Origin of the sequence: Photobacterium toruni, assembly GCF_024529955.1 — a bacterium.
Classification (GTDB): Bacteria; Pseudomonadota; Gammaproteobacteria; order Enterobacterales; family Vibrionaceae; genus Photobacterium; species Photobacterium toruni.
The window spans coordinates 1,895,012-1,921,247 of sequence record NZ_AP024854.1; the positions used below are offsets into that span (position 1 = coordinate 1,895,012).

Below are 26,236 nucleotides of genomic sequence, written 5' to 3' on the forward strand. Positions count from 1 at the left end.
AGTATGTTTATTTACACTATACGTCGCTTAAATCTATTCATTATTACATTACTTATTCTAACGATTGTTAGTTTCAGTATTTTAAGACTTGATACCCAACTGCAATGGGCATATGAACCATTTTTGCAAGGTTGGTTTATTTACCTAAAAAATTTACTTTCAGGTAACTTAGGTATTAGTCCAACGGGGATTCCAATGAGCACTGAGATACTCAAAGTATTTCCAGCCACATTAGAGTTATGTTTTTTTGCTTTTTTGTTATCTTTAATCATTGGTATTCCTTTAGGTACCATTGCCGGAGTCCGTCGTGGCTACCCTATTGATACCATCATAAGCTCAATTACATTATTAGGTTATTCCATTCCTTTGTTTTGGCTTGCAATGTTACTTATCTTGCTCTTTTCATTAAACTTAGGTTGGTTGCCTGTTTCAGGCCGTTATAGCTTATTGTATCAATTTAATCATGTTACAGGTTTTGCTTTAATTGATATCTTACTCTCTGATAAGCCATACCGTATGGAAGCTTTCTTTGATGCAATAAAACACCTCGTTTTACCCACAATTGTATTAGCAATGGCACCAACAACTGAAGTTATTCGTTTAACACGTGCATCTATTGCCGAAGTCATGACCAAAAATTATATCAAAGTTGCACAAACTAAAGGTCTTTCAACCTTTGAAATTGTACGTCGTCATGGTATGAAAAATGCTATTCCGCCGATCATTCCTAAACTTGGAATGCAGTTTGCAGCCATGATGACATTTGCGATGTTAACTGAATCTATATTCAATTGGCCGGGTGTTGGACGTTGGCTACTTAATGCGATTGCAGCTCAAAACTATGTTGCTATTCAAGCGGGTGTTATTACTGTGGGTGGCTTTATTCTATTAGCCAATATCTTATCTGATATTATTGGTGCAATTATTAATCCATTGGTAAGGAAAGAATGGTATGCCATCAAATAGTGTTTACCAAGAAGCAACTATCCCTACACAGTGGGAACGATCATGGCAAAATTTTCGTGCTAACTCGTTAGCTATGTTTGGTTTATGGAGCCTATTAGCTCTGTTATTAATTACGGTAAATGCTCGCTGGTTAGCACCTTATTCTGCGATAGAACAAGTCGGTGAACTACTGATGCCACCTTCATGGGATAATTCAGGGCATGTATCCTTCTTTTTTGGTACTGACGATCTTGGACGTGATATTTTATCGCGACTATTAATCGGTAGCCAATTAACCTTTGGCTATGCTTTATTAATTGCATTTGCATCCAGTATCATTGGTCTACTAATTGGTATTTTAGCAGGCATGAGCAGCGGTCTTAAATCAAGTTTTCTTAACCATATATTAGATACTGTATTATCTATTCCATCATTGTTACTCGCAATAATTGTTGTTGCTTATATGGGACCCGGAGAGACTCACATTTTATTTGCCATTTGGCTGGCATTAATTCCACGGTTTATTCGTGCAGTCTATACCGCTGTTCATATAGAAGTCGCTAAAGACTACATTATTGCAGCACGTCTTGATGGTGCTAACAGCTTTTACCTTCTTTATAATTCGATATTACCTAACATTCTAACCACCATAACCACTGAAATGACACGTGCTATTTCAGTCGCAATTATGGACATTGCTGCACTTGGTTTCCTTGGTTTAGGTGCACAAGCGCCACAGCCAGAATGGGGTGCAATGCTTGGGGATTCGATTGATCTTATTTATCTTGCGCCATGGACAGTCACACTGCCAGGGCTTGCGATTATGTTTAGCGTATTAGTCATAAACCTTGTTGGTGATGGTATGCGTCAAGCACTTAACGCGGGAATTGATTAACATGCCATTACTCGATATACGTAACTTAACCATCGAAATAGATACCCCTCAAGGGATGGTAAAAGCGGTTGATCGCATGAGTCTAACCATTAACGAAAGCGAAATTCGTGGTTTAGTGGGAGAATCTGGCTCTGGTAAAAGCTTAGTTGCTAAAGCCATTGCTGGTGTATGTAAAGACAACTGGCGAGTTAACGCTGACCGCATGCGTTTGGGTGATGTCGATTTACTCGCATTATCACCTCGTCAGCGCCGTAAAATTGTTAGTCGCGAAATTGCAATGATTTTCCAAGAGCCGTCAACCTGTCTTGATCCTTCTGAGCGTATTGGTGAACAGTTAGAAGAAGCTATTCCATCATCATCATTTAGTGGTCGATTTTGGCAGCGTTTTCATTGGCGTCAAAAGCAAGCTATTGCGCTATTACATAAGGTGGGCATTAAAGAACATAAACGGATCATGCGCAGTTATCCTTATGAATTAACTGATGGTGAATGCCAAAAAGTAATGATTGCAATGGCGATTGCTAACCGTCCTCGACTATTAATTGCCGATGAGCCAACTAACGATCTTGACCCAATTACTCAGGCGCAGATTTTTCGCTTACTGAGCCGTATGAACCAATTAGGTAATACAACGATTCTATTAGTCAGTCATGATCTAAATACCGTGACCCAATGGGCGGATAGAATCACCGTAATGTATTGTGGGCAATCAGTAGAATCTGGAACATCAAAGCAATTACTTGAGTTGCCTCATCACCCTTACACTGCTGCACTGATGCGGGCAATGCCTGATTTTTCTCTTGGTATCAGCCATAAATGTAAATTAGAAACATTACCGGGTTCTATCCCCCCACTCCAACATCTACCAATAGGCTGTCGTTTAGGGCCTCGTTGTCCTTATGCACAACGCAAATGTGTTGAAGTGCCTAAGCGTCAAAAAATCAAAAGTCATAAATTTAGCTGTCATTTCCCGCTGAATATGAAGGATGATAATAAATGAGCTCATTACTTGAAGTTGTAAATCTAAAAAAAGATTATCATTATCGTTCTGGCTTATTCCGTCGTCGTACAATCGAAGCGGTAAAACCAGTTTCATTTCAGTTAAATGCAGGCGAAACTATCGCTCTATTAGGTGAGAATGGATCAGGAAAATCAACATTAGCTAAAATGCTAGCTGGCGTAATAACACCAACAGAAGGCATTGTACGCGTTAATGGTGAGCAACTTCATCACCATGATTATCAAACCCGCTGTAAATTGATTCGAATGATTTTTCAAGATCCTAATACCGCGTTAAATCCGCGTATTCAAATTGGACGCATTCTTGAAGGACCATTAAAACGAAATACAAATATGACCCCACAAGCCCGTGAGCGACGTATTATGGATACGCTTAAACGAGTGGGTTTACTGCCAGAACATGCCTATTTTTACCCTCAAATGCTCGCAACAGGACAAAAACAACGTGTATCTCTCGCTCGAGCATTGATTTTACAACCTTGTATTATTGTCGCCGATGAAGCATTAAATGGCTTAGACATGTCAATGCGTTCACAGATGATAAACCTGCTACTTGAATTGCAAGAAGAGATGGGCTTGTCTTATGTTTATGTATCGCAGCATATGGGGGTAGTGAAACATTTCAGTGATAAAGTCATGGTCATGCAAGATGGTGAAGTGGTTGAAAAAGGACGTACAGCTAACGTGTTTGATAACCCTAAGCATTCTCTGACCCAAAAACTCCTCGATAGTCACTTTAGTTCACCAACACGAGAAAAGAGTACACGGATCCTCAATAGCACCCCTAAAATTAGTTATTAGTTATTAGTTATTAGTTATTAGTTATTAGTTGCTAAAGTAACGCCAGTATTATTACGTAAAAAATACTGGCGTTATCGTTTGCTTAATATATTAAATTTATGCCAATGTTTTATTGATTGCAGCTAATACTGCTGCTGGATCGCTTGCCTGAGTAATAGGGCGACCAATCACCAAATAATCAGATCCTACGCCAATAGCTTCAACAGGTGTCATCACTCGACGCTGATCACCCGCTTCACTCCCAACAGGACGAATACCAGGCGTTACCAATTTAAATTGTTGTCCAAGTTGTGCTTTTAATAAACCCGCTTCTTGTGCAGAACAAACAACACCATCAAGACCGCTGTTTTTAGTTAATGTCGCTAAGTTTAATACTTGTTGTTGCGGCTGACATGCAATACCAATTCCCGCTAGATCACTTGCTTCCATACTGGTTAATACCGTAACACCAATAAGTAATGGGCGATCTTTACCGTATGGCTCAAGAATTTCACGCGATGCTGTCATCATGCGCTCACCACCACTGGCATGCACATTCACCATCCACACGCCTAATTCAGCCGCAGCTCTTACTGCTTTTGAACAGGTATTTGGAATATCATGAAATTTTAAATCTAGAAATACAGAATGGCCCCGATCATGCAGTTGACGCACGAAATCAGGGCCAAAAAAAGTAAACATTTCTTTGCCGACTTTTAAACGACAACTTCCCGGCTCAATACGATCGACAAAAGCGAGTGCCTCATGCTGATTGTCATAATCAAGGGCAACGATTACTTTAGGGTCTGTTACTTTAGCGTCTAGCATTGAGGCTCCTATTATATCTAAATACATCCACTGAACGGTTATCCCACCGCCGGCAGAATTTTACATCAATTGATTTAATTTGATAGCTACAACGATAAAAAAAAACCAGTACATTAATGCACTGGTTTTAATAATATAAAAATATACGGCAACAATTATTCACCATCAAGTCCTCGAATGGGTTTTATTTGTCCCCAACTCTTACAAGACGGACATTGCCAATATAACGCATGCGTTGCAAATCCACATTGGCGACAACGATAACGAGGTTTTACTTTAAGTTGTTCACCAACTAAATGCCGTAAACTGGTCAAACTTTCTTTTGCCCTTCCATCTTCAGCTTCATCAAGATGGTATTCCATCAACTGATAAAAACCTTTCATAGTTGGATTTTTCTGAAGTTGACGAGTCATAAAAGATTGAGCAACTACTGCACCATCTTGTTTAGCTATTTCATCAGCAAGCATTAGCTCTGCGCTTGCGCCTGCTTTATGTTCAACACAATATTGTAAATATTTTAGCCATGCATTTTGATTATGCATCGCTTCATAACACTCAAGTAGCAATGGCAAGGCTTCACCAACAAACTCAATATCTTGATCAGAAATACGCTCTAAAATCTTTGCCGCTGGTTTATATTCTTGCTGTTTAATTTGTATTTTTGCAATAGCAATAGAGGCACGCACACAATTTTTATCTATTGATAATGCTTTTTTTAATAGTTGAATCGCTTTATCTTGATTCTGAGCACTAAGTTCAAGCATAGAAAGCTCACACCAATAATGGGCAATATCATGCTTTAATTTAGTTTTGCCTAATTTCACCAACTGAGAGGCCATCTCAATGGCTTTTTCCCATTCTCGCGTTTGTTGATAAATTGCTAATAATTGCTGTAATGCTGGTTTACGGTAATCAGGCTCATCTAATAACTGCTCAAAAATACGCTCAGCACGATCAAAAAAACCAGCTGCCATATAATCTTTTGCTAATTGCTGTAAAGCTAAATTACGTTGTTCAATCGATAAATTCGGCCTTGCTATCAAGTTTTGGTGAATACGAATAGCGCGATCAACCTCTCCTCTGCTACGGAATAAATTACCAAGCGCAAGATGAGTATCAATGGTTTCACTATCAACCTGAAGCAACTCAATGAACAGATCTACTGCCTTATCAGATTCATCTGATAACAGCATATTAAGACCTGTTACATATTGGCGAGATAAGTGGTCAGACTTTTCTTGCTTTTGGTTACTTGCGCTCCTGTTACCCATATACCAACCATAAGCGGCAGCAATAGGTAAAAGTAAGAACAACAACTCAAGCATTAATTCTTATTCCTTTACGGGTTGAGCACGAAGCTGATCAAGTTCTTGTTGTTGCTTTGCTACTTTCTTTATTAATCGATTTTTAGCAAAACGAGCTTTAAGGTATAAACTTCCACAAATAACCCAACCAATAATAAAACCAGCGCCAAAGGTTGTTCCAAGTAATGTGGAAAGTTGAAACTCACCTTGCGCAATCAGATAATCAAAACTTACCATTATTTGATTTTGCGCACCAAGAGCTAGAGTGATCAAAAAAGCAGCTACTAGAACAATAATTCCTAAAATCTTCATCGTGAATCCTCTCACTAAATCTAAATTATAATTGCTGATTATGCAGTAATTTTACCAATCAAACCATGATCTATAGACATAAAAAAACGGCATACCGAGAGTATGCCGTTTTTTTGTTCTATTCGCGGTTAAGCAGCTATCGATGCATTAACACGGTCACGTAATTCTTTTCCTGGCTTGAAGTGAGGAACGTACTTGCCGTCCAACTCAACTTTATCACCTGTCTTTGGATTACGACCAACGCGAGGAGCACGGTAATGCAAAGAGAAGCTACCAAAGCCACGGATCTCAATGCGATCACCTTCTGCAAGTGTGTTCGCCATATGTTCAAGAATATCCTTGATTGCATCTTCTACCTGTTTGGCAGAAAGATGTGTTTGTTGACTACACAGTCTTTCAATTAATTCAGACTTTGTCATAAACACTCCGTTTTAGTAAGTTTCTCAATAGTATAGCCGTTTAGAGGGAAAAAGCTAAAGCGATTTCCCTCAACGCTCAATTATTCGCCTTTAGCAGCTTTGAAAGCGTCAGCCATAGCATTACCAAACGCAGCATCGTCTGCTTTGTTTAGTGTAGCCATTGCTTCTTGCTCTTCAGCAACGTCTTTAGCACGTACAGAAAGGTTAACTACGCGGTTCTTACGGTCAACACCAGTGAACTTAGATTCAATAGAGTCGCCAACTGCAAGAATTAGAGTTGCGTCTTCAACACGGTCTACAGATGCTTCAGAAGCACGTAAGTAACCTTCAACACCTTCAGCTAGCTCAACAGTTGCGCCTTTAGCGTCAACAGCGATAACTTTACCAGTTACTAGAGCGCCTTTCTTAGTGTCAGCTACGAAGCTGTTGAATGGGTCTTCTTCGATTTGCTTAACGCCTAGAGAGATACGCTCACGCTCTGCGTCAACTGCAAGAACTACTGCAGAAATTTCGTCGCCTTTCTTGAAGTCACGAACTGCGTCTTCACCAGAAACATTCCAAGAAATGTCAGATAGGTGAACTAGACCGTCGATGCCGCCTTCAAGACCGATGAAGATACCGAAATCAGTGATTGACTTGATCTTACCAGTTACTTTGTCGCCCTTAGCTTGCATTTCTGCAAATGACTGCCATGGGTTCGCTTTACACTGCTTAAGACCTAGAGAGATACGACGACGTTCTTCGTCGATATCAAGAACCATAACTTCAACTTCGTCGCCCACGTTAACAACTTTAGATGGGTGGATGTTTTTGTTAGTCCAATCCATTTCAGAAACGTGAACAAGACCTTCAACGCCTTCTTCGATTTCAACGAAGCAGCCGTAGTCAGTAAGGTTAGTTACGCGACCAGTAAGCTTAGTGCTTTCTGGGTAACGCTTAGCGATTGCAACCCATGGATCTTCGCCAAGTTGCTTAAGACCTAGTGATACGCGAGTACGCTCACGGTCGAACTTAAGAACTTTAACGTTGATTTCATCGCCAACATTAACGATTTCAGAAGGGTGCTTAACACGCTTCCAAGCCATGTCAGTGATGTGTAGAAGACCGTCAACACCGCCAAGATCAACGAATGCGCCGTAGTCAGTAAGGTTCTTAACGATACCTTTAACTTCCATGCCTTCTTGTAGAGAAGCAAGTAGCTCATCACGTTCAACACTGTTCTCAGATTCGATAACAGCACGACGTGAAACAACAACGTTGTTACGCTTCTGGTCAAGCTTGATTACTTTGAACTCAAGTTCTTTGTTTTCTAGGTGAGCAGTGTCACGAACTGGACGTACGTCTACTAGTGAACCTGGTAGGAACGCACGGATGCCGTTAAGTTCAACTGTGAAGCCGCCCTTAACTTTACCGTTGATGATACCAACAACTGTTTCAGCATCTTCATAAGCTTTTTCAAGCTGGATCCAAGCTTCGTGACGCTTAGCTTTCTCACGAGAAAGTTTAGTTTCACCAAAACCATCTTCGATCGCGTCAAGAGCAACGTCAACCTGAGCGCCAACTTCGATTTCTAGTTCGCCAGCAGCGTTCTTGAATTCTTCAGCAGGAATAGATGACTCAGATTTTAGACCAGCGTCAACTAGTACATAACCGTTTTCGATAGCGATTACAGTACCTTTAACGATTGCACCTGGGCGAGTTTCAACTTGGTTTAGCGACTCTTCAAAGAGTTGAGCAAAAGATTCAGTCATTTAATTAATCTTCAATATGATAAACAACCATGGGTATCCTACCGCATGGGGTTGATAATAAAGTCAGTTATCATCCATGACACCGACGTTATTTAGCTGCTTGCGCAACTAAATATGGATTCGTTTATTTTAGCTTAACATTCACATATGCCAAGACTTTTTCTAATACTTGTTCAATTGACATTTCAGTTGAATCAAGTACCAATGCGTCATCTGCAGGGCGTAAAGGCGCTACCGCACGATTGCGATCGCGGTAGTCTCGCTCCTGAATTTCGCTCAAAAGGCTGCTAAAGCTAACATCTAAGCCTTTTTTTTGCAACTGATTCATACGTCGAGTTGCACGTTCTTCGGCACTAGCGTCTAAGAATATTTTCACTTCCGCCGATGTAAACACGACAGTGCCCATATCACGACCGTCTGCAACCAATCCAGGATGCTCATTAAATGCACGTTGACGACGTAATAACGCTTCACGTACACGGGGGAATGCGGCAACTTTTGATGCTGCATTACCTACTTTTTCAGTACGAAGCGTATCTGAAACATCTTCGCCTTCGAGAATAACTCGAACCAAATCACCTTCAGTAACAAACTGAACATCAAGATGTGCAGCCAGTGGCACTAAAGCATCTTCTGATTCAGTATCTACACCATGATGAAGTGCTGCAAGTGCAAGAACACGATAAATTGCACCAGAATCGAGCAGATTCCAGCCAAGTTTTTCTGCTAACAGCATACACAGTGTGCCTTTACCAGCACCACTAGGCCCATCAACAGTAATGACTGGAGCATGAGTAGACATAAGTTTTCTCCGAAAATGTATCCGTAATAGCTTTAACTTAACCCAAATTAGGATTAGCCATCAAACGGTGGCACATTATACGGAAAAAAATCTTAAATTTATATAGTTATTCCCTTTTCTCTCATACCTTTTTACACCAATTAAAAAGCTTGATGCAATCAGATCAGGCTTCTATCGCTGTAAACTTAAATATCAATTATCAATCAATAAAAACTACACACTCAAACTCTGAAGTTTGGTGAAATAATCAGGGAATGTTTTTGATGTGCAGTTCGGATCATTAATAGTAACGGCGGTATCACTTAATGCCACCAGCGAAAAACACATAGCCATACGATGATCATCGTATGTATCAATTTGGGCATGATTTAGCTTCGTCGGAGGCGTAATAGTGATGTAGTCATTCCCTTCTTCAACTATCGCACCAACTTTACGTAATTCTGTTGCCATCGCCGCAAGACGATCAGTTTCTTTTACGCGCCAGTTATAAACATTACGGATTGATGTTGTACCTTTGGCAAACAATGCAGTCGTCGCAATCGTCATCGCCGCATCGGGAATATGATTAAAATCCATATCAATCGCGGTTAACTCACCACCACGAGCAATAACATAATCATCCCCCCACTCTATTTCAGCCCCCATTGCCGCTAATGCATCCGCAAATTGAACATCACCTTGAATACTCTTTTTACCAATACCAGTGACTTTAATTGCACCACCTTTAATCGCAGCGGCAGCTAAAAAATAAGAGGCAGAGGATGCATCACCTTCCACTAACAGTTCGCCAGGTGATTGATATTGCTGTCCCCCTTTAACCACAAACTGTTGGTAATTACGGTTTTCAACCTCAACCCCAAACTGTGCCATTATATGTAAGGTAATATCAATATAAGGCTTCGATACCAAATCGCCTTTAATGCTAATCACTGTATCTGCGCTAGCAAGTGGTGCTGCCATCAAAAAAGCAGTGAGAAATTGACTTGAGATTGAGCCATCAATTTCAACCTCTCCGCCGTTTAAGCCAGTACCAATAATTTTTAATGGTGGATAGTGTTCATTTTCAAGATAGGTGACTTCCGCACCAGCACTACGTAGAGCATCAACAAGATGACCTATCGGACGTTCTTTCATTCGGGGCTCACCAGTAAGTATATATTCACCAGAGCCTAAACATAATGCAGCCGCTAATGGGCGCATTGCTGTTCCTGCATTACCTAAATATAATTCTAGTGGCTTGGTTGTTATAAAAGCATGACCTAAACCATCCACTTCACATACGGTTTTATCTGCCGATAAACGGTAATTCACGCCTAATTGCTTTAATCCATTAAGCATATGGCGAATATCATCACTGTCTAATAAATTAGTTAAACGGGTTGTTCCTTGGGCAAGAGCCGCTAATAGCAACGCACGGTTTGAGACACTTTTAGAACCCGGTAGGTTTACCTCACCATTAACTTTAGCGATCGGTTGTAGCGTTAAACTTTCCATTGATTATTCTTCCAATCCTAATTTTCATTATCTAGCAGAGTACCCAATAATGTCGCAGTTATCTAGCAGCAGTTTTTTAATGTTCTGATAACACTATTGAATATAGTTCCACCATCCACTGCCTAATTACGTTAAAGTAGGTACCTATAATAGAGATAAATATAGGAGTACTAATGAGTGTTATAACGCCCATGGTTGGGATCGGGATTATTATTGTTAATCAGCATGGTCAAATATTAATTGGTAAACGTAAAAATAGTCATGCGCCGTATTACTCTATTCCTGGTGGACACATGGAATTAGGTGAAACCTTTAGTCAATGCGCTATTCGTGAAGTTAAAGAAGAAACAGGACTCACAATTTATCAACCACGAGTGATTGCGGTAACCAATAATCTTGCTACCTATTCAGAATCAGGCAAGCACTATATTAGTGTCGCTTTACTGGCAACTGAGTTCAGTGGTGAGTTAATGCTAAAAGAGCCTGATAAATGTGAGGGGTGGCAGTGGGTAGATCCAACTCAAGTGCCTTCGCCACAATTTGATGCGAGTGAACAATCGATTCAATGTTATTTAGAACAACAGTTTTGTATTAATGAGTAGCTGTTCTAAGTAACCGTTTATATCTAAAATGCAAAAAGCGCCTCAATAATAGGCGCTTTTGATTCGAGGTTATTTAATCATCTTCACGTTCGATTTCGCGCGCCATTTTTATATCGTCAATGATCACCCCCTCAACATCAACATATTGACCATTTAAATTATCTAACGTCAAATCTTCAAATTCAGTATTAGTATCTAGATAGAACGTTTCAGTCCCAATAACAAAGCTATCATCTTCTACAGCAGTTACACGACCTTCGCGTTCGAATTCACGTAAACTACCATTTGCACCATCAAAATCATGTTCAAATTCAATTTCTTTCGCAATACCATTAAAAGTCGTCACTTCGACCAATTCACCAACAACTAAATTATCTTTTTTTCCATCTTCAAAACGAGTTTGTGAATTAACAATAAAAGTTCCTCGCGCGTTAAGTTCAAACTCAGTTTTAGTGCTATTTACCTTAGTTATAATACCTTCAATTTCATGACCGCTATCTAAATCATCATAGCTTTCTAGTTCAACTTCACTAGCCATAAATTTAAGATTTTTATATTGTCCAGTAACCTCAACCCAATCTCCATTCTTAATACCAGCAGAAAGATTGATATTTGAATAATCAACGATTACCTGACCTAATTTAAAGGTGGATGGTTCATTGTCTAATTGAGATACAGCACCTTCGAGTTCATATTGACCTTCGAGTTCTGTATTTTCAATCTCAATTACAGACAAGACTTTGTAACCCACACCATTATTAGTTGCCATAGGTAATGCAGAAACCATAACCCATTCGCCATTACTGATTTCATTACTTAATCCACCGAACGATAAATTTACACCATTAATTGTAAATGTATCTGTTTTAGGATTTACATTTGTAATTTCTCCTAAAAAAGTTGGCTCAAGATTAACAATCGCTCCTAATTTTGATTGTTTTGTAACTTGCACCATCATCTGAGGCTTTAATAACGACGTGTCATTAGATAACTTTTTTTTATTGTAATCCACACGACTAACATCATATCGACGACCATTAATAATGATATCATTACCTTGAACTTCCTGTATCGTCCCTTGAACGATCGTTGGTTGAGCTATCGTTGGAGGAGGCGTTGGTTTACTATCATCACCGCCGCCACCGCCACAACCAGTAAGAACAAGACCAACCAATGTCGCTAATGTGATTTTCTTCATGAATACAGACCTTTTAATTAACAAATTATGAATATTGTTTTATTGACGAGTATACTAAAATGCCAAACGTGAAATATTCGTGAAGAGTCTAGCTAAAAAGATGAAAATTCTTATTGTTGATGATAACCATCAGATTGTTGAAACGATTGCTGATTACTTAGAACTAGAAGGTATGACAGTCGATTGTGCCTATCACGGTCAAGCCGCACTCACTTTTATTGAAAATAACCATTATGACGTCATCATTATGGATATTATGATGCCTAAAATAGACGGTATTGCTGCGGTTCAAAAAATACGTAACGAACTTTATTGTGGAACGCCCATTCTCTTTCTAACCGCTAAAGATACTCTTGAAGATAAAGTTGCTGCTTTTAAAGCGGGCGGTGATGACTATTTATTAAAACCGTTTGCCATGGAAGAACTGTGCTTACGACTCCACGCATTAGCCAATCGAGGCCCTCGGCAAGATATTGGATTACTAAAATATGCAGATTTAATAATGAATAATCGCAGTGATGAAGTTAGTCGAAATGGGACAGCCATTAAACTTAGCCGTATTCAATTTAAAATTCTCAAAGTTTTATTACACCACGCTCCGAATATCGTGACTCGGCAGCAAGTCATTGACGCAGTTTGGGGCGAAGAGTCCCCTTCTAGTGATGCCCTTCGCAGTCATATTTATGGTTTACGCAATGCCCTTGATAAAGGTTTTTCCACTTCACGCTTAGAGACGATTCATGGACAAGGTTACCGCATCAAAACCGCATAGTTTCCCCAGCATTTATCGCAAAGTCGGTTTAAGCTTTGGGCTAATGACCTTTGGTATGTTTATTTTATTCTGGGTAGTCATTTATGTTGCTGAAAATCAATTAGAAGTCATTAGCCTTCATCATTGGTTAGATAAAGAATCAAGCCAATATGTACTTGATTATAAAACTATGGGTGATAATGCACCACTACCAAACAACAGTGAATTCAAGAGTTATTGGAGTGAAAAATCATTACCCGATTGGCTCAAAAAATATAATAAACCCGGTTTTTTTGAGCATTTACGAGGCACCGAAGATAAACATTTTTTAGTCTTTAATCATCCATCAGGTAAAGGACTCATGTATGTTGTTTATCAAGATGATGCCGATGATTATCTTGATGATTATGAAGATAGTCTCCACTATTTCACCTTTATTTTTGGCTTGTTAGTCTCGTTAATTATGGGAAGCTATGGGTTTTATTTTGTGCGTTCTTTATCACAGCCATTAGCAAAGATAGATCAAAAAATTCGTCAAATGCCGCCTGACCAACCTAATTTTGAAGTCGATACTCAATACCGTGAAACAAGAAAAATAGAACAAGCATTACTTGATAGTAAGAATAATATTGCAGGTTTTTTCCAACGAGAAAAAGAATTTAGCCGTTTTGCATCTCATGAACTACGAACCCCAATAATGGTTATTCAAGGCTCTGCGGATTTACTCAATAAAGTGCCCAATCAACCTAATGTTGCCAAAAAAGCCATTAATAGATTACATCAAGCCAGTGATGATATGCGGATTTTAACTGAAACCTTTTTATTATTGGGCAAAGAGTCAATTGAAGATCATCATCTTCATCAATGTAACCTTGCCGATGAACTACAAAAACAATTAATGATAATGGAACCTTTATTTGCAAAACAAGATGCTAGCTACTATCTTGACATAGACCACTCAGCGACGATTTATGCGCCATTAAGTTTTATTACTATAATTATAAACAATCTGATTAAAAATGCCTTTAGCTATAGCATCGGCGATATAGAAATAAAATTAGTGCATGATCGCTTAACGATTATCAATCGCCATGATGGTAATGAAATCTATAATCAGGGTTATGGCTGTGGATTAGTCATCGTGCAGCGTATTTGTGAACGCATGCAATGGAATTTTACAGTGACAGATAATGAGGTCACATTCACAGCCGAGGTGGTTTTTTAGCGTCAAAATAACCACATCAAAAATCAAATAAGGAGGAATGGATGCTGACTTATATAAAATGGGGCTATGGTATTATTTTACTGAGTCTAGTTATGGGCTGCACAACAGGTAAACCGACTAATGTTCAGCCTGTAACAAATTTTGATATCAATCGCTATTTAGGGCAATGGTATGAAATAGCAAGATTAGACCATAGTTTTGAACGAAACTTAGATCGTGTCACTGCTACTTATAGCCTAGAGACAGATAATACCGTTAAAGTAACCAATCGAGGCTTTAATAAAAAGAGTCAACAATGGCAACAAGCGCAAGGTAAAGCAAAGTTTGTTGACCAACCCGACCTTGGGCATCTCAAAGTCTCTTTCTTTGGTCCATTCTATGGCAGCTATATTATCTTTGCACTTGAAGATGATTATTCGGCAGCATTAGTCAGTAGCTATAATTACGACTATCTATGGATATTATCACGAGACAAGAAACTCGATCCTGCAGTACTCGAACGGTATCTTAATCAAGCTAAACTCGCAGGATTTGATACTGACAAACTTATTTATCCGCAACAGTAATAAAATAGGCATTACAACAATTGATAATGCCTATTTAAAAAGATGAAAACCTTGTGACAATGCAACAATTGCTGATAACGAACAGAGCCCTAGCACACCATATTGCATTACTTGTTTTTTCACTTTATTACGTACACGATAAGCAACTAAACTCGCGATAATAGGTGCCGGTAATAACCATATAATCGTGTTGAAATCAGCCATTGTAAAACGACCAGAATAATGTAATGCAATCAATGAAATAATATTCGTCAAACAAAAAAAGGCCGCTAAATTAGCACGAATACTTTCAGGCTCTTCATTTTGCATCAACAAAGCAATCGGTGGGCCGCCAATCCCTGTCGCAGTCCCTGTTACGCCAGAAATAAATCCGCCAATAAATAAATTCAGCGATGTTGGAGCTAAACGTAATTTGGTTAAACTTAAAATAACCGCCGCTAACACTGTCACACCAAGCAAAATTTCTAATTGATTACTAGAAATCACCATTAAAACATAAGCAGCAACTAGAGTACCGGGAAGTCGTCCTAAAAAAGCAAAGATGAGAAAACGCAAAGATAAAGCGTGCCGATATTGATACCACACAATGGCAGACATAAACATGCCAATAAAAATAATCGCACAAGGCATTAATCGAGGTTCAAGTAAAAGAATAAATGGGCCAACAAGAACCCCCATACCAAAACCAATCGTACTTTGAATAAAACATCCGCCAATAAAAACCACCAGGCAAATGATGAAAATAGTAGGATCCATAATATTCTTATAATATGAAAATTATCTTGGATCCTACACTTTATTTTTATTCATAAAACACAATTAACACCTAACAAATGCAAGCTTAGATTGATGAGCGCTATTACCACATTTTACTTAGCTAATTACGCTAAACATTTTTAAACCACGTTAAAGCATCATTAAATGCCATCGGTTTAGCAAAATAAAAACCTTGAACGATATCAATACCACATTGTTGTACAAACTGTTTTTCTATCGCAGTTTCAACACCTTCTGCAACTAATATACAACCTGTTACTTCACTTATCTTCGCCAGCAATTGATATAAATTTTTCTCACGATCATGTTCAATATTACACAATAAGGCACGATCTAACTTTACTTTATCAAAGTTAAACTTGAGTAAATGTGGAAAAGACGCATAACCTGAACCAAAATCATCAATAGCAACTGTTATTCCCAATCCTTGCAATACTTCGATATTTTCTGATACTCGTTTGTCATCTTCAAGTATGGCTTCTTCTGTGATCTCTATTTCTAAATTCAACGGTGAAATTGCATAGAAACTTAATCGCTCTACGATATAGGCCACAATATGTTTATCTGAAATCGTTTCAGCAGAAACATTAATCGCAATTTTACAGCCCTTATCAAGTGGCATTTTTTGCATGTCTTTTAGAACCAAATCAATTACCATCTGATCCAGCTGCTTCATCGCCCCTACTTGTTGAAAATCTTTAATAAATAACGGTGGCAATATCTTACCCGCAGCATTTTTATAACGAATAAGTGATTCAAACGATACTCTTTTATCATTATTTAAATTGATTTGAGGTTGGTAAAACATGACAAATTCGCCATGAGTCAACATTCGGCTTACACGACGACTGATATCATGCTTACTAACATAGCTCGTCATAGCTTGATTTACATCACCTAAAAAAGATTTAAGCGTGCTACGTCCCAGCTCATATTGCCGAGTTATTGCCATGCTTTGACATTGACTTTTTCCCACATAGTACAGATAAAACGGTCGATAAATAATAACTCCAACCGTAATCACTATAATTTGTAATACTACTCCAGACAAACTGTGTTGAGTTGCAATATAACCACTGATTAAAGGCGGTGTCATCCAATCTACAATCGTGCTGATAGGATTCACAAACCCAAAGAAAATAGCGCTATACACAATCACAAAACTAACTAGTGGAACGAAGATAAACGGCACAATTAGTGTAGGGTTAAAAATAATCGGCAAACCAAATAATAAAAGTTCATTAATATTAAAAATCACTAGCGGTAATGCTGATAGTGCCAATGTTATATGGCGTCTCTCTTTTGAGAACAATAAAAGACATAACAACAAGCTAATAGTGTTGCCTGATCCGCCCATTGATAAAAATGCATCATAAAAGCCCTGTCCTAGAACATTTAAAGGAGCATCTCCTGCTTGCCAAGCTGCAATATTTTGTTGCGTAACCTCAAATAACTGCTGCTTAGTTCTAAAAAGAAAATTATGACCATTAATACCAATAGCACCTAATAATCCTAAAATAAATTGATAGGCTAAGCCACCATAAAAAGTCAGTGGATTAAGTGCGAAATCGTTATGTATATTTTCACTAAATGCGATCACAATTTTAATGAGCTTAGCTAACCCTACCGTTAACAGAAGAAAACAAAAAAAATGTAATACATGCTTATACAGTGTACGAACAAAATCCAAACGAGAAGGGTCGAGTGGAAAAAGTCGAAATGAAATACAGCATAATGTTGCAATAATTGCAGAAAGTAGTGCTATAAGAGGATTGTTAGGTAATCCATTATGTTCAGAAACTAAGCCATTAGGAATAGATACAGCAATCAATAATAATAACGCGTATGGCACAACAACCATGGAATTAATACCATGCTTAGTTGAAATATAATAACTAGTGATCAAGCATAATGCTATTGGATAAATACCAATTAATAGATTAGCAAAATAAAAGAAATGCGTTGCTAATTCGCTAAAATCAAATAATTTAAACGCATAACCAACAAATAATGTAATTGCATTACAAATAATTAAAGGCAGTAGAAATAAAAAAACAATAGAAATATCACGAAGATAATTATTGTAATATGCTTTTAATATTGACTTTTTGTACATACATTCACAGTAACGATTAAATGGGGAGGTCGATTATATCGAGCAATTCTAGATGCTCAATCAAAAATATTGTAACGAGGTATTACTCGTATAGAGTATCAGTAAAAAATACACACTTAAAGTGTGTATTTTTATTATTTATAAGTATTATTATGCATTATTTTTTTCAAACAACAACATAAAATCAACCAATGCTTGTACGCCTTCTAAAGGCATTGCATTATAAATAGAAGCACGCATTCCGCCGACAACACGGTGCCCTTTCAATGCTTTTAGACCCGCAGCATTCGCTTGAGCTAAAAATATTTCATCAAGATTAGAATTTTTCAATTGAAACGGTACATTCATGATAGAACGGTTATCCGCATGAACATCATTAATGTAGAAATGGGAGTGATCGATAAAATCGTACAGTAACTTTGCTTTTGCAAGATTACGTTGCTCCATGACAGCGACACCACCGACGCTTTTCAGCCATTTAAACACTTCACCGGCTAAATACCATGCAAATGTTGGTGGTGTATTAAACATTGACTCTTTATCAACTAAAACCGTGTAATCTAAAATGCTTGGTAAAATTGATTTTGCTTTACCTAATAAATCATCGCGTACAATAACGATCGTTAATCCTGCGGGACCTATATTCTTTTGGGCACCAGCATAAATAACACCATATTTAGACACATCAATTTGACGAGATAAAATAGTGGATGACATATCAGCGACAATCGGCTTATCCGTTATTGGTAAATCACGAATTTCGATACCATCAATAGTTTCATTTGGACAAAAATGCACAAATGCAGCATCATCAGAAAGCGGCCATTGTGTTGCTGGTAAAATAGCCTTTTTGCCCTCTTTTACACAGGTGATATCAACATTATTCGGCTGACAATATTTTGCAGCTTCTTCAACAGCACTGTGAGCCCAAAAACCGCCATCCATATAATCTGCTGTCGTTGCTTCACCTAATAAATTAAGAGGAACAGCAGCAAATTGACCACGAGCACCACCATGGCAAAACAAAACATGATAATTAGCAGGAATATTCAGTAATTCCCGTAAATCCTGTTCTGATTGCGCGGCAACCGCAAGAAACTCTTTACTACGGTGACTGATTTCCATAACGGAAGTGCCTAAGCCCTGCCAATTAATTAATTCTTGCTGGGCTTGCGCCATAACATCAGCGGGGATCATTGCCGGACCGGCACAAAAGTTATAAACCTTATCCATAATGTTGTACTTGCTCCTGCTCGAGTTCCAAAATAAAAATTTACTGCTTCATAAAGCTAATAGCACCACTATCCGTACTACTTTTAGCATTACAAAACAGACAGTAAGATAAATCTCAACATTGTGACAGATATCATGTATTTATTTTTACACCTTTCTTGCGCAACTTTAAAGGCTTAATTAAAAAATCATCCGTTTATCAATATTAAGATAAAAAAAACGCAGCCATTTGGCTGCGTCTTATTTAGAATAAAGCACTATAAGGCTTACTCTTGCTCGGTTGAATCGCCTGATTCTGCATCTGTTGCTGGTAGTTCTGTATTTTCAACAGTTTCACCATCAACTAATTCAGCATCTTCAATTAATTCAACTTCTGCTGGCTCATCTATACGTTGTAGACCAACAACTTTCTCGTCATCGGCAGTACGGATAAGTGTAACACCTTGAGTATTACGACCAACACGGCTTACTTCAGCAACACGCGTTCGAACTAATGTACCACCATTGGTGATCATCATAAATTCATCGCCGTCTTCAGCTTGAACAGCACCAACAACGCTACCGTTACGCTCAGAGACTTTAATTGAAACTACACCCTGAGTTGCACGACTCTTTGCCGGGTACTCAGCAAGACCAGTACGCTTACCATAACCATTTTCAGTTACTGTAAGAATATCGCCTTCATTGTGTGGCACAATTAGCGAAACAACTTTATCGCCTTCAGCAAGTTTAATACCACGAACACCCGCCGCAGTACGACCCATGCCGCGAACACCGCCTTTCGCATTGCCTTCAGCATCAATCACTGGGCTTTCGTAGAAACGCACTACTTTACCATATGCCGAGAACAGCATGATATCGCAATCACCATCAGTGACATCAACACCGATCAATGAATCGCCTTCACGTAAATTAACGGCAATAATACCGGCACTGCGAGGACGACTAAAGTCAGTTAATGGCGTTTTCTTAACAGTACCATCAGCGGTTGCCATGAAGACAAATTTGTCTTCTGTGTATTCACGCACAGGAAGAATAGCAGTAATACGCTCACCTTCTTCTAGTGGTAAAATATTCACAATTGGCTTACCACGTGCAGTACGGCTTGCTAATGGTAATTGATATACCTTCAGCCAGTACATGCGACCGCGGCTAGAGAAACATAGAATCGTATCATGGGTATTGGCAACCAATAAACGTTCAATGAAGTCTTCTTCCTTCATGCGCGTTGCTGCTTTACCTTTACCACCACGACGTTGTGCTTCGTAATCGCTCAGAACTTGGTACTTAACATAACCTTCGTGAGAAAGTGTTACAACAACATCTTCTTTAGTGATCAGATCTTCTAAATCAATATCATTGCTTGCTGCTGTGATTTCAGTACGACGTTCATCGTTAAACTGTTCTTTCACTAGCTCTAGCTCTTCACGGATCACCTCCATCAAACGCTCAGAGCTTGATAGAATGAACATAAGTTCAGCGATTTCTTCAAGAAGTTGCTTATATTCTTCAAGAATTTTGCCGTGTTCAAGACCTGTTAGCTTATGTAAACGCAGGTCAAGAATAGCTTGTGCTTGCTGCTCTGTTAAGTGGTATAGATTATCACGAATACCAAACTGCTCTTCTAGCCAATCTGGACGCGCAGCATCTGTACCCGCACGCTCAAGCATCGCTGCAACATTACCTAACTGCCAGCCACGAGCAACTAATGCTGCTTTAGCTTCTGCTGGTGTATTTGCATTACGAACTAATTCAATAATTTCGTCAATGTTCGCAAGAGCAAGAGCCAAACCTTCAAGAATATGAGCGCGATCGCGAGCTTTGCGCAATTCGAAAATAGTACGACGTGTCACCACTTCACGGCGGTGATTCACGAAGCACTTGATCATTTCTTTAAGGTTAAAGATCTTTGGTTGGCCATTATCAAGCGCAACCATGTTGATACCAAATGTGGTTTGCAACTGCGTTTGAGCGTAAAGATTGTTTAGAACAACTTCACCAACCGCGTCACGCTTACATTCAATAACAATACGCATGCCGTCTTTATCAGACTCATCACGTAATGCGCTAATGCCTTCAACTTTCTTATCTTTAACTAGCTCGGCAATCTTTTCGATCAAACGCGCTTTGTTAACTTGATATGGAATCTCATGAACAATAATGGTTTCACGACCATTCTTTTCAGTTTCGATTTCAGCTTTGGCGCGCATGTAAACTTTACCGCGACCAGTATGATAAGCATCAACAATACCTTTACGGCCATTGATCATCGCAGCTGTTGGGAAGTCTGGGCCTGGAATATATTCCATTAGCTGATCAATAGTGATGCTCTCATCATTGATATACGCTAAACAGCCGTCAATCACTTCACCAAGGTTATGGGGTGGTATATTCGTTGCCATACCTACCGCAATACCAGAAGAACCGTTCACTAATAAGTTTGGGATCTTTGTTGGTAAAACAGCAGGTATTTGCTCGGTTCCATCATAGTTAGGAACATAATCAACCGTTTCTTTATCTAAATCAGCCAATAATTCATGGGCAATTTTAGACATACGGACTTCGGTATAACGCATCGCAGCGGCTGAGTCGCCATCGATTGAACCGAAGTTACCTTGACCATCTACAAGCATGTAACGTAGTGAGAACGGCTGCGCCATACGTACAATAGTATCGTATACAGCACTATCACCGTGTGGGTGATACTTACCGATAACATCACCTACCACACGGGCAGATTTCTTATATGCTTTATTCCAGTCATTGCCTAGCACATTCATCGCGAATAAAACGCGGCGGTGCACAGGCTTAAGGCCATCACGCACATCAGGAAGAGCACGACCAACGATAACTGACATCGCATAGTCGAGATAAGAGCTTTTCAGCTCCTCTTCAATATTTATGGGCGTGATCTCTTTTGCAAGATCGCTCATGGAGCCAATATCCCTCAGGTAATTTCTGTCGTATTTTTATACGTGCAAGGTGCAATAATATAGCATATTTCAGCCCTAATAGGCACACCTTTCACGACTTATGTTATGAGTAATTTAGCGGAATTTATAGAAAACAGAAACAAACATCGTCACATCTGTGGATTAATCACATCTCACTGTTTATTTATTGTTCATAATACCAACTATCTAATCTACTCTTTTTAACCTACAGAGTATGTAACCATTTGTAAAAACAAGATGTAACACCGTTTTATACACAGAACAACTTACATTTAACAAAATAAAGTCAAAAATGCGACATTTGACCATTTATTAATCATTAATATTCCGCACACTATCGACGATGGTTAAACATAAGTACCAAAAATAAATTTAAATACTAACAAACATGTTAATGCTACAAACAACGTTATTATTCAATCTATGCCACAACCGTATCGATTCTCTGAGGATAAAGCTATGGGTACAGCAATTAATATTATTGGTCTATCAATCATTATTGGTAAGTATATTTTAATGCTCATTCTTGCTATTACCACCTTATTTGGCGGTATTTTCTCACCTGAACTCATTTCTGCCACAACAAGCAGTTTCAATGAGTAATGTGATATCGCCAAGCAATACTGCAGTGCTTGGCGAGTTTTATCTTAACGATAATAGTCATCAACTTTTTCTCTTGCTGTTTATCATAGTTATTCTTTGCAACAACACGTTTATTTCGCATAATAGCTACTACCAATTAAGGAAAATGGCACCACTAAGATGACCAAATCACGTAATGTTGACCTTGCAGAAATCGAAAAATTTGAACAAATAGCTTCACGTTGGTGGGATCTTGACGGCGAATTCAAACCGCTTCATCAAATTAATCCATTACGTTTAAATTATATTATTGATAATTCCAATGGTTTATTTGGTAAAAAAGTACTTGATGTTGGTTGTGGTGGTGGAATTTTAGCTGAAAGCATGGCGGTTGAAGGTGCACATGTTACGGGGCTTGATATGGGTAAAGAACCATTGATGGTTGCCAAGCTACATGCCTTAGAAACAGGCACCAAACTCGACTATGTTCAATGCACAGCAGAAGAACATGCTGAACCTCATCACGAGGCTTATGACGTCGTTACTTGTATGGAAATGCTTGAACATGTGCCAGATCCTGCATCTGTTATTGCTTCATGTGCCAGCATGGTCAAACCTGGTGGGCATGTCTTTTTTTCAACATTAAACCGTAATATTAAATCGTATTTATTTGCAATTGTTGGTGCTGAACATGTCATGAAATTAGTTCCAAAAGGTACTCATGACCATCAAAAGTTTATTCGCCCATCAGAACTCATTGCAATGATAGATCAAACACCATTACAAGAGCGTCATATTATTGGCCTTCACTACAATCCTCTCATTGATACTTATAGTCTAGGCAATAATGTTGACGTGAATTATATCGTTCATACAGTTAAGCCATTGTAGCTTGTAGCAACCAATATTAAAGGAGATAACTTTTTCTCCTTTAACTACATTCCAATAACAAATACTTAAACGATAACAATTTTAGAGATCAAAAATAACCATTAAGATCAAGGGCTATTAATACTTTATTTAGTTAAATTTTCACCAATTTACTGGTTCAAACTCGCACCTAAAAAGCAATAAAAATAAATTTTATTTCTATAAAAAAATAACGCAAAAGGTCTTGATTTTTACTATCTATTTGATGCTATTCGCTACATCAGTGAGTTGGTACTAACTTTTTTATTGAAATCCCCATGTTATCCACAGCTGCTCAAAAAATACCATCTTGCAAAACCATGCATTCACCACTATCTTGTAAGCACTTTCGCTCAACACCACAACATGTAGTGTTTTTGCTGAATAACGATATTTAAAATAAAGATCACATTCTTTGCTAATCTAATAGATAAATTACAAAAAATATCATCTGCAAGGAAAACTGGGAAAATAATAACAAATGACTCAACAACTAACAGTTACCAAGCGCAACGGTCGTAAAGAACTTATCGATCTCGACAAAATTCACCGTGTCATCGACTGGGCCGCCGAAGGTCTAGAAAATGTATCGGTATCTCAAGTCGAGCTAAAGTCACACATCCAGTTTTATGACGGTATTCGTACTGATGATATTCACGAAACTATCATCAAAGCGGCTGCGGATCTGATCTCAGAAGAAACACCTGACTACCAATATCTTGCTGCTCGATTGGCAATTTTCCACCTTCGAAAAAAAGCCTATGGTCAATTTGAGCCACCAAAATTATTTGATCATGTAAAAAACTTGGTTGAAAAAGGTAAGTACGATAGTCACCTACTTGATGACTACACTGAAGAAGAATTTACAGTGATGGATACCTTTATCGATCACTGGCGCGACATGAATTTCTCTTATGCTGCGGTTAAACAACTTGAAGGTAAATACCTCGTTCAAAACCGTGTATCTGGTGAAATTTTTGAAAGTGCCCAGTTTCTTTATGTATTAATTGCAGCAGCATTATTTAATAAATATCCCAAAGAAACGCGCCTTGATTACATTAAGCGTTTTTATGATGCATCATCAACATTTAAAATTTCATTACCAACGCCAATTATGTCAGGTGTTCGTACACCTACACGTCAATTTAGCTCATGTGTATTGATCGAATGTGATGACAGCCTTGATTCAATTAACGCAACAGCTAGCTCTATTGTGCGTTATGTATCACAGCGAGCGGGGATTGGTATCAATGCAGGTCGAATTCGTGCATTAGGATCTGAAATTCGTGGTGGTGAAGCATTTCATACCGGTTGTATTCCATTCTACAAATACTTCCAAACAGCAGTTAAATGTTGTTCTCAAGGTGGTGTTCGTGGTGGTGCAGCAACGTTATTCTACCCTATCTGGCATCGTGAAGTTGAATCACTGTTAGTATTAAAGAACAACCGCGGTGTTGAAGAAAACCGTGTTCGTCATATGGACTATGGTGTACAAATCAATCGTCTAATGTATACCCGTTTGATCAAAGGTCAGAACATTTCTTTGTTCTCTCCTTCTGATGTTCCGGGGCTATACGATGCTTTTTTTGCTGATCAAGTTGAATTTGAACGCTTGTATAACTTGTACGAGCAAGACGACAGCATTAAAAAACAATCGATCAAAGCAATCGAGCTATTTTCATTATTGATGCAAGAGCGTGCTTCAACAGGTCGAATCTATATTCAAAACGTTGATCACTGTAATACGCACAGCCCGTTTGATCCTGCAGTAGCGCCAATTCGTCAATCAAACTTATGTCTTGAAATTGCATTGCCAACCAAGCCATTAAAGAATGTTGAAGATGAAGATGGAGAAATTGCATTATGTACGCTATCAGCATTCAACTTAGGCGCAATTGATACTTTAGATGATTTAGAAGAACTTGCAGAGCTAACTGTACGTGCATTGGATGCATTACTAGATTACCAAGATTACCCATTACCCGCTGCACGTCGTTCAACCATGAATCGTCGTACATTAGGTGTTGGTGTGATTAACTTTGCTTACTACCTTGCTAAACATGGTGTACGTTATTCAGACGGTAGTGCAAACAACCTGACCCATGAAGCCTTTGAAGCTATTCAATATTACTTATTAAAAGCATCGGTAAATTTGGCAAAAGAGCAAGGTCCATGTCCGTTATTTAACGAAACGACTTATGCTCAAGGTATTTTACCGATCGATACTTATAAAAAAGAAATCGATAATATTTGTGATGCTAAATTACATTACGATTGGGAAACATTACGCGAAGAGATCAAAACACATGGTCTGCGTAACTCAACCCTTTCAGCTCTAATGCCATCAGAAACATCATCACAAATTTCAAATGCAACCAATGGTATTGAACCACCACGTGGATACGTTTCCGTTAAGGCATCGAAAGATGGTATCCTCAAACAAGTTGTTCCTGAGTTTGCTAAATACAAAGATAACTATGAGTTACTTTGGAACATTGGCAGCAACGATGGCTACCTACAACTTGTTGGTATTATGCAGAAGTTTATTGATCAGGCTATCTCGGCAAATACTAACTACGACCCGAGCAAACAACCTGGCGGTAGAGTTCCAATGAAACTACTACTAAAAGATCTGCTTAATGCTTATAAATTAGGTGTTAAGACACTGTACTACCATAACACTCGAGATGGCGCATCTGATAGCCAAAGCGATATGAGTGACGATGATTGTACAAGTTGTAAAATTTAAGCATTGACTAAAAGGGAGCCGCAG

At 38.6% G+C, this 26,236-nt stretch carries 23 protein-coding genes; 11 read left to right on the forward strand and 12 right to left on the reverse strand.

The annotated features are described in order from the left end of the window. Positions 1 to 3 precede the first annotated feature (3 nt). Genes OC457_RS08995 through OC457_RS09010 form a run of 4 tightly spaced genes read left to right on the forward strand, consistent with a single transcriptional unit; the run spans position 4 to position 3,661 of the window. Positions 4 to 966, forward strand: coding sequence for an ABC transporter permease (locus OC457_RS08995; protein WP_080173163.1), 963 nt, complete (start codon positions 4 to 6; stop codon positions 964 to 966). After that, positions 953 to 1,840 carry a putrescine export ABC transporter permease SapC gene (sapC, locus tag OC457_RS09000; protein WP_080173162.1) on the forward strand — a complete coding sequence of 296 codons (888 nt, stop codon included), beginning with the start codon at positions 953 to 955 and terminating at the stop codon, positions 1,838 to 1,840. Before OC457_RS08995 ends, sapC begins: the two co-directional genes overlap by 14 nt. A gap of 1 nt (position 1,841) precedes the next feature. Next, complete coding sequence (locus tag OC457_RS09005) at positions 1,842 to 2,840, forward strand: peptide ABC transporter ATP-binding protein (RefSeq protein WP_080173161.1); 999 nt, start codon at positions 1,842 to 1,844, stop codon at positions 2,838 to 2,840. Continuing rightward, positions 2,837 to 3,661 (forward strand): peptide ABC transporter ATP-binding protein, encoded by an 825-nt coding sequence (locus OC457_RS09010; RefSeq protein WP_080173160.1) that lies wholly within the window; start codon positions 2,837 to 2,839, stop codon positions 3,659 to 3,661. The genes OC457_RS09005 and OC457_RS09010 overlap by 4 nt, the downstream gene beginning before the upstream one ends. A 96-nt stretch (positions 3,662 to 3,757) precedes the next feature. On the opposite strand, the gene pyrF is transcribed toward OC457_RS09010, so the two are convergent. The 7 genes from pyrF to aroA all read right to left on the reverse strand — a co-directional run bounded on the left by pyrF (position 3,758) and on the right by aroA (position 10,550). After that, a complete protein-coding gene (gene pyrF, locus OC457_RS09015; protein ID WP_080173159.1) occupies positions 3,758 to 4,468 on the reverse strand; it encodes an orotidine-5'-phosphate decarboxylase in 711 nt (236 codons plus the stop codon). A gap of 155 nt (positions 4,469 to 4,623) precedes the next feature. Then, the gene (gene lapB / locus OC457_RS09020; RefSeq protein WP_080173158.1) at positions 4,624 to 5,793 is read right to left on the reverse strand and encodes a lipopolysaccharide assembly protein LapB; all 1,170 of its coding nucleotides are present in this window, start codon (positions 5,791 to 5,793) and stop codon (positions 4,624 to 4,626) included. A 6-nt stretch (positions 5,794 to 5,799) separates the two neighbouring features. After that, positions 5,800 to 6,084: a LapA family protein gene (locus OC457_RS09025; RefSeq protein ID WP_080173157.1), complete on the reverse strand. Its 285-nt coding sequence runs from the start codon at positions 6,082 to 6,084 to the stop codon at positions 5,800 to 5,802. 128 nt (positions 6,085 to 6,212) lie between these two features. Continuing rightward, positions 6,213 to 6,503, reverse strand: a complete 291-nt coding sequence (ihfB, locus tag OC457_RS09030) for an integration host factor subunit beta (protein ID WP_036795301.1) — start codon at positions 6,501 to 6,503, stop codon at positions 6,213 to 6,215. 80 nt (positions 6,504 to 6,583) lie between these two features. Then, on the reverse strand, positions 6,584 to 8,254 hold the full coding sequence (gene rpsA, locus OC457_RS09035; RefSeq protein ID WP_080173156.1) for a 30S ribosomal protein S1: 1,671 nt from the start codon (positions 8,252 to 8,254) through the stop codon (positions 6,584 to 6,586). 124 nt (positions 8,255 to 8,378) lie between these two features. Further along, entirely contained in the window at positions 8,379 to 9,056 is a 678-nt protein-coding gene (cmk, locus tag OC457_RS09040; protein WP_080173155.1) for a (d)CMP kinase, read from the reverse strand. A 213-nt stretch (positions 9,057 to 9,269) separates the two neighbouring features. Further along, positions 9,270 to 10,550 (reverse strand): 3-phosphoshikimate 1-carboxyvinyltransferase, encoded by a 1,281-nt coding sequence (aroA, locus tag OC457_RS09045; RefSeq protein ID WP_080173154.1) that lies wholly within the window; start codon positions 10,548 to 10,550, stop codon positions 9,270 to 9,272. Between the two features lie 173 nt (positions 10,551 to 10,723). Between aroA and OC457_RS09050 the strand changes: the two genes are divergently transcribed. Continuing rightward, positions 10,724 to 11,152 (forward strand): nucleotide triphosphate diphosphatase NUDT15, encoded by a 429-nt coding sequence (locus OC457_RS09050; protein WP_080173153.1) that lies wholly within the window; start codon positions 10,724 to 10,726, stop codon positions 11,150 to 11,152. 73 nt (positions 11,153 to 11,225) lie between these two features. Here the strand turns inward: OC457_RS09050 and OC457_RS09055 are convergent, their stop codons facing one another. Next, positions 11,226 to 12,350 (reverse strand): DUF5666 domain-containing protein, encoded by a 1,125-nt coding sequence (locus OC457_RS09055; RefSeq protein WP_080173152.1) that lies wholly within the window; start codon positions 12,348 to 12,350, stop codon positions 11,226 to 11,228. A 100-nt stretch (positions 12,351 to 12,450) separates the two neighbouring features. Here OC457_RS09055 and OC457_RS09060 point away from each other — a divergent pair, with 100 nt between their 5' ends. The 3 genes from OC457_RS09060 to OC457_RS09070 are packed head-to-tail and all read left to right on the forward strand — an operon-like array spanning position 12,451 to position 14,892. Further along, on the forward strand, positions 12,451 to 13,122 hold the full coding sequence (locus OC457_RS09060) for a response regulator transcription factor (RefSeq protein ID WP_080173151.1): 672 nt from the start codon (positions 12,451 to 12,453) through the stop codon (positions 13,120 to 13,122). After that, positions 13,091 to 14,326 (forward strand): sensor histidine kinase, encoded by a 1,236-nt coding sequence (locus OC457_RS09065; protein ID WP_080173150.1) that lies wholly within the window; start codon positions 13,091 to 13,093, stop codon positions 14,324 to 14,326. Before OC457_RS09060 ends, OC457_RS09065 begins: the two co-directional genes overlap by 32 nt. 41 nt (positions 14,327 to 14,367) lie before the next feature. Then, complete coding sequence (locus OC457_RS09070; RefSeq protein ID WP_080173149.1) at positions 14,368 to 14,892, forward strand: lipocalin family protein; 525 nt, start codon at positions 14,368 to 14,370, stop codon at positions 14,890 to 14,892. Positions 14,893 to 14,922: 30 nt separating this feature from the next. On the opposite strand, the gene OC457_RS09075 is transcribed toward OC457_RS09070, so the two are convergent. The 4 genes from OC457_RS09075 to gyrA form a co-directional block, all read right to left on the reverse strand. Further along, positions 14,923 to 15,648 (reverse strand): sulfite exporter TauE/SafE family protein, encoded by a 726-nt coding sequence (locus OC457_RS09075; protein WP_080173148.1) that lies wholly within the window; start codon positions 15,646 to 15,648, stop codon positions 14,923 to 14,925. Positions 15,649 to 15,778: 130 nt separating this feature from the next. Then, a complete protein-coding gene (locus OC457_RS09080) occupies positions 15,779 to 17,785 on the reverse strand; it encodes an EAL domain-containing protein (protein WP_080173147.1) in 2,007 nt (668 codons plus the stop codon). Positions 17,786 to 17,935: 150 nt separating this feature from the next. After that, positions 17,936 to 19,018 (reverse strand): 3-phosphoserine/phosphohydroxythreonine transaminase, encoded by a 1,083-nt coding sequence (serC, locus tag OC457_RS09085; protein ID WP_080173146.1) that lies wholly within the window; start codon positions 19,016 to 19,018, stop codon positions 17,936 to 17,938. A gap of 266 nt (positions 19,019 to 19,284) precedes the next feature. Continuing rightward, a complete protein-coding gene (gyrA, locus tag OC457_RS09090; protein ID WP_080173145.1) occupies positions 19,285 to 21,951 on the reverse strand; it encodes a DNA topoisomerase (ATP-hydrolyzing) subunit A in 2,667 nt (888 codons plus the stop codon). Between the two features lie 480 nt (positions 21,952 to 22,431). Here gyrA and OC457_RS09095 point away from each other — a divergent pair, with 480 nt between their 5' ends. The 3 genes from OC457_RS09095 (at position 22,432) to nrdA (ending at position 26,212) form a co-directional block, all read left to right on the forward strand. Continuing rightward, positions 22,432 to 22,575 carry a hypothetical protein gene (locus OC457_RS09095; protein WP_162841671.1) on the forward strand — a complete coding sequence of 48 codons (144 nt, stop codon included), beginning with the start codon at positions 22,432 to 22,434 and terminating at the stop codon, positions 22,573 to 22,575. Between the two features lie 159 nt (positions 22,576 to 22,734). Next, entirely contained in the window at positions 22,735 to 23,445 is a 711-nt protein-coding gene (ubiG, locus tag OC457_RS09100) for a bifunctional 2-polyprenyl-6-hydroxyphenol methylase/3-demethylubiquinol 3-O-methyltransferase UbiG (protein WP_080173144.1), read from the forward strand. Between the two features lie 499 nt (positions 23,446 to 23,944). Then, positions 23,945 to 26,212 carry a class 1a ribonucleoside-diphosphate reductase subunit alpha gene (nrdA, locus tag OC457_RS09105; RefSeq protein WP_080173143.1) on the forward strand — a complete coding sequence of 756 codons (2,268 nt, stop codon included), beginning with the start codon at positions 23,945 to 23,947 and terminating at the stop codon, positions 26,210 to 26,212. The last annotated feature ends 24 nt before the right edge of the window (positions 26,213 to 26,236 follow it).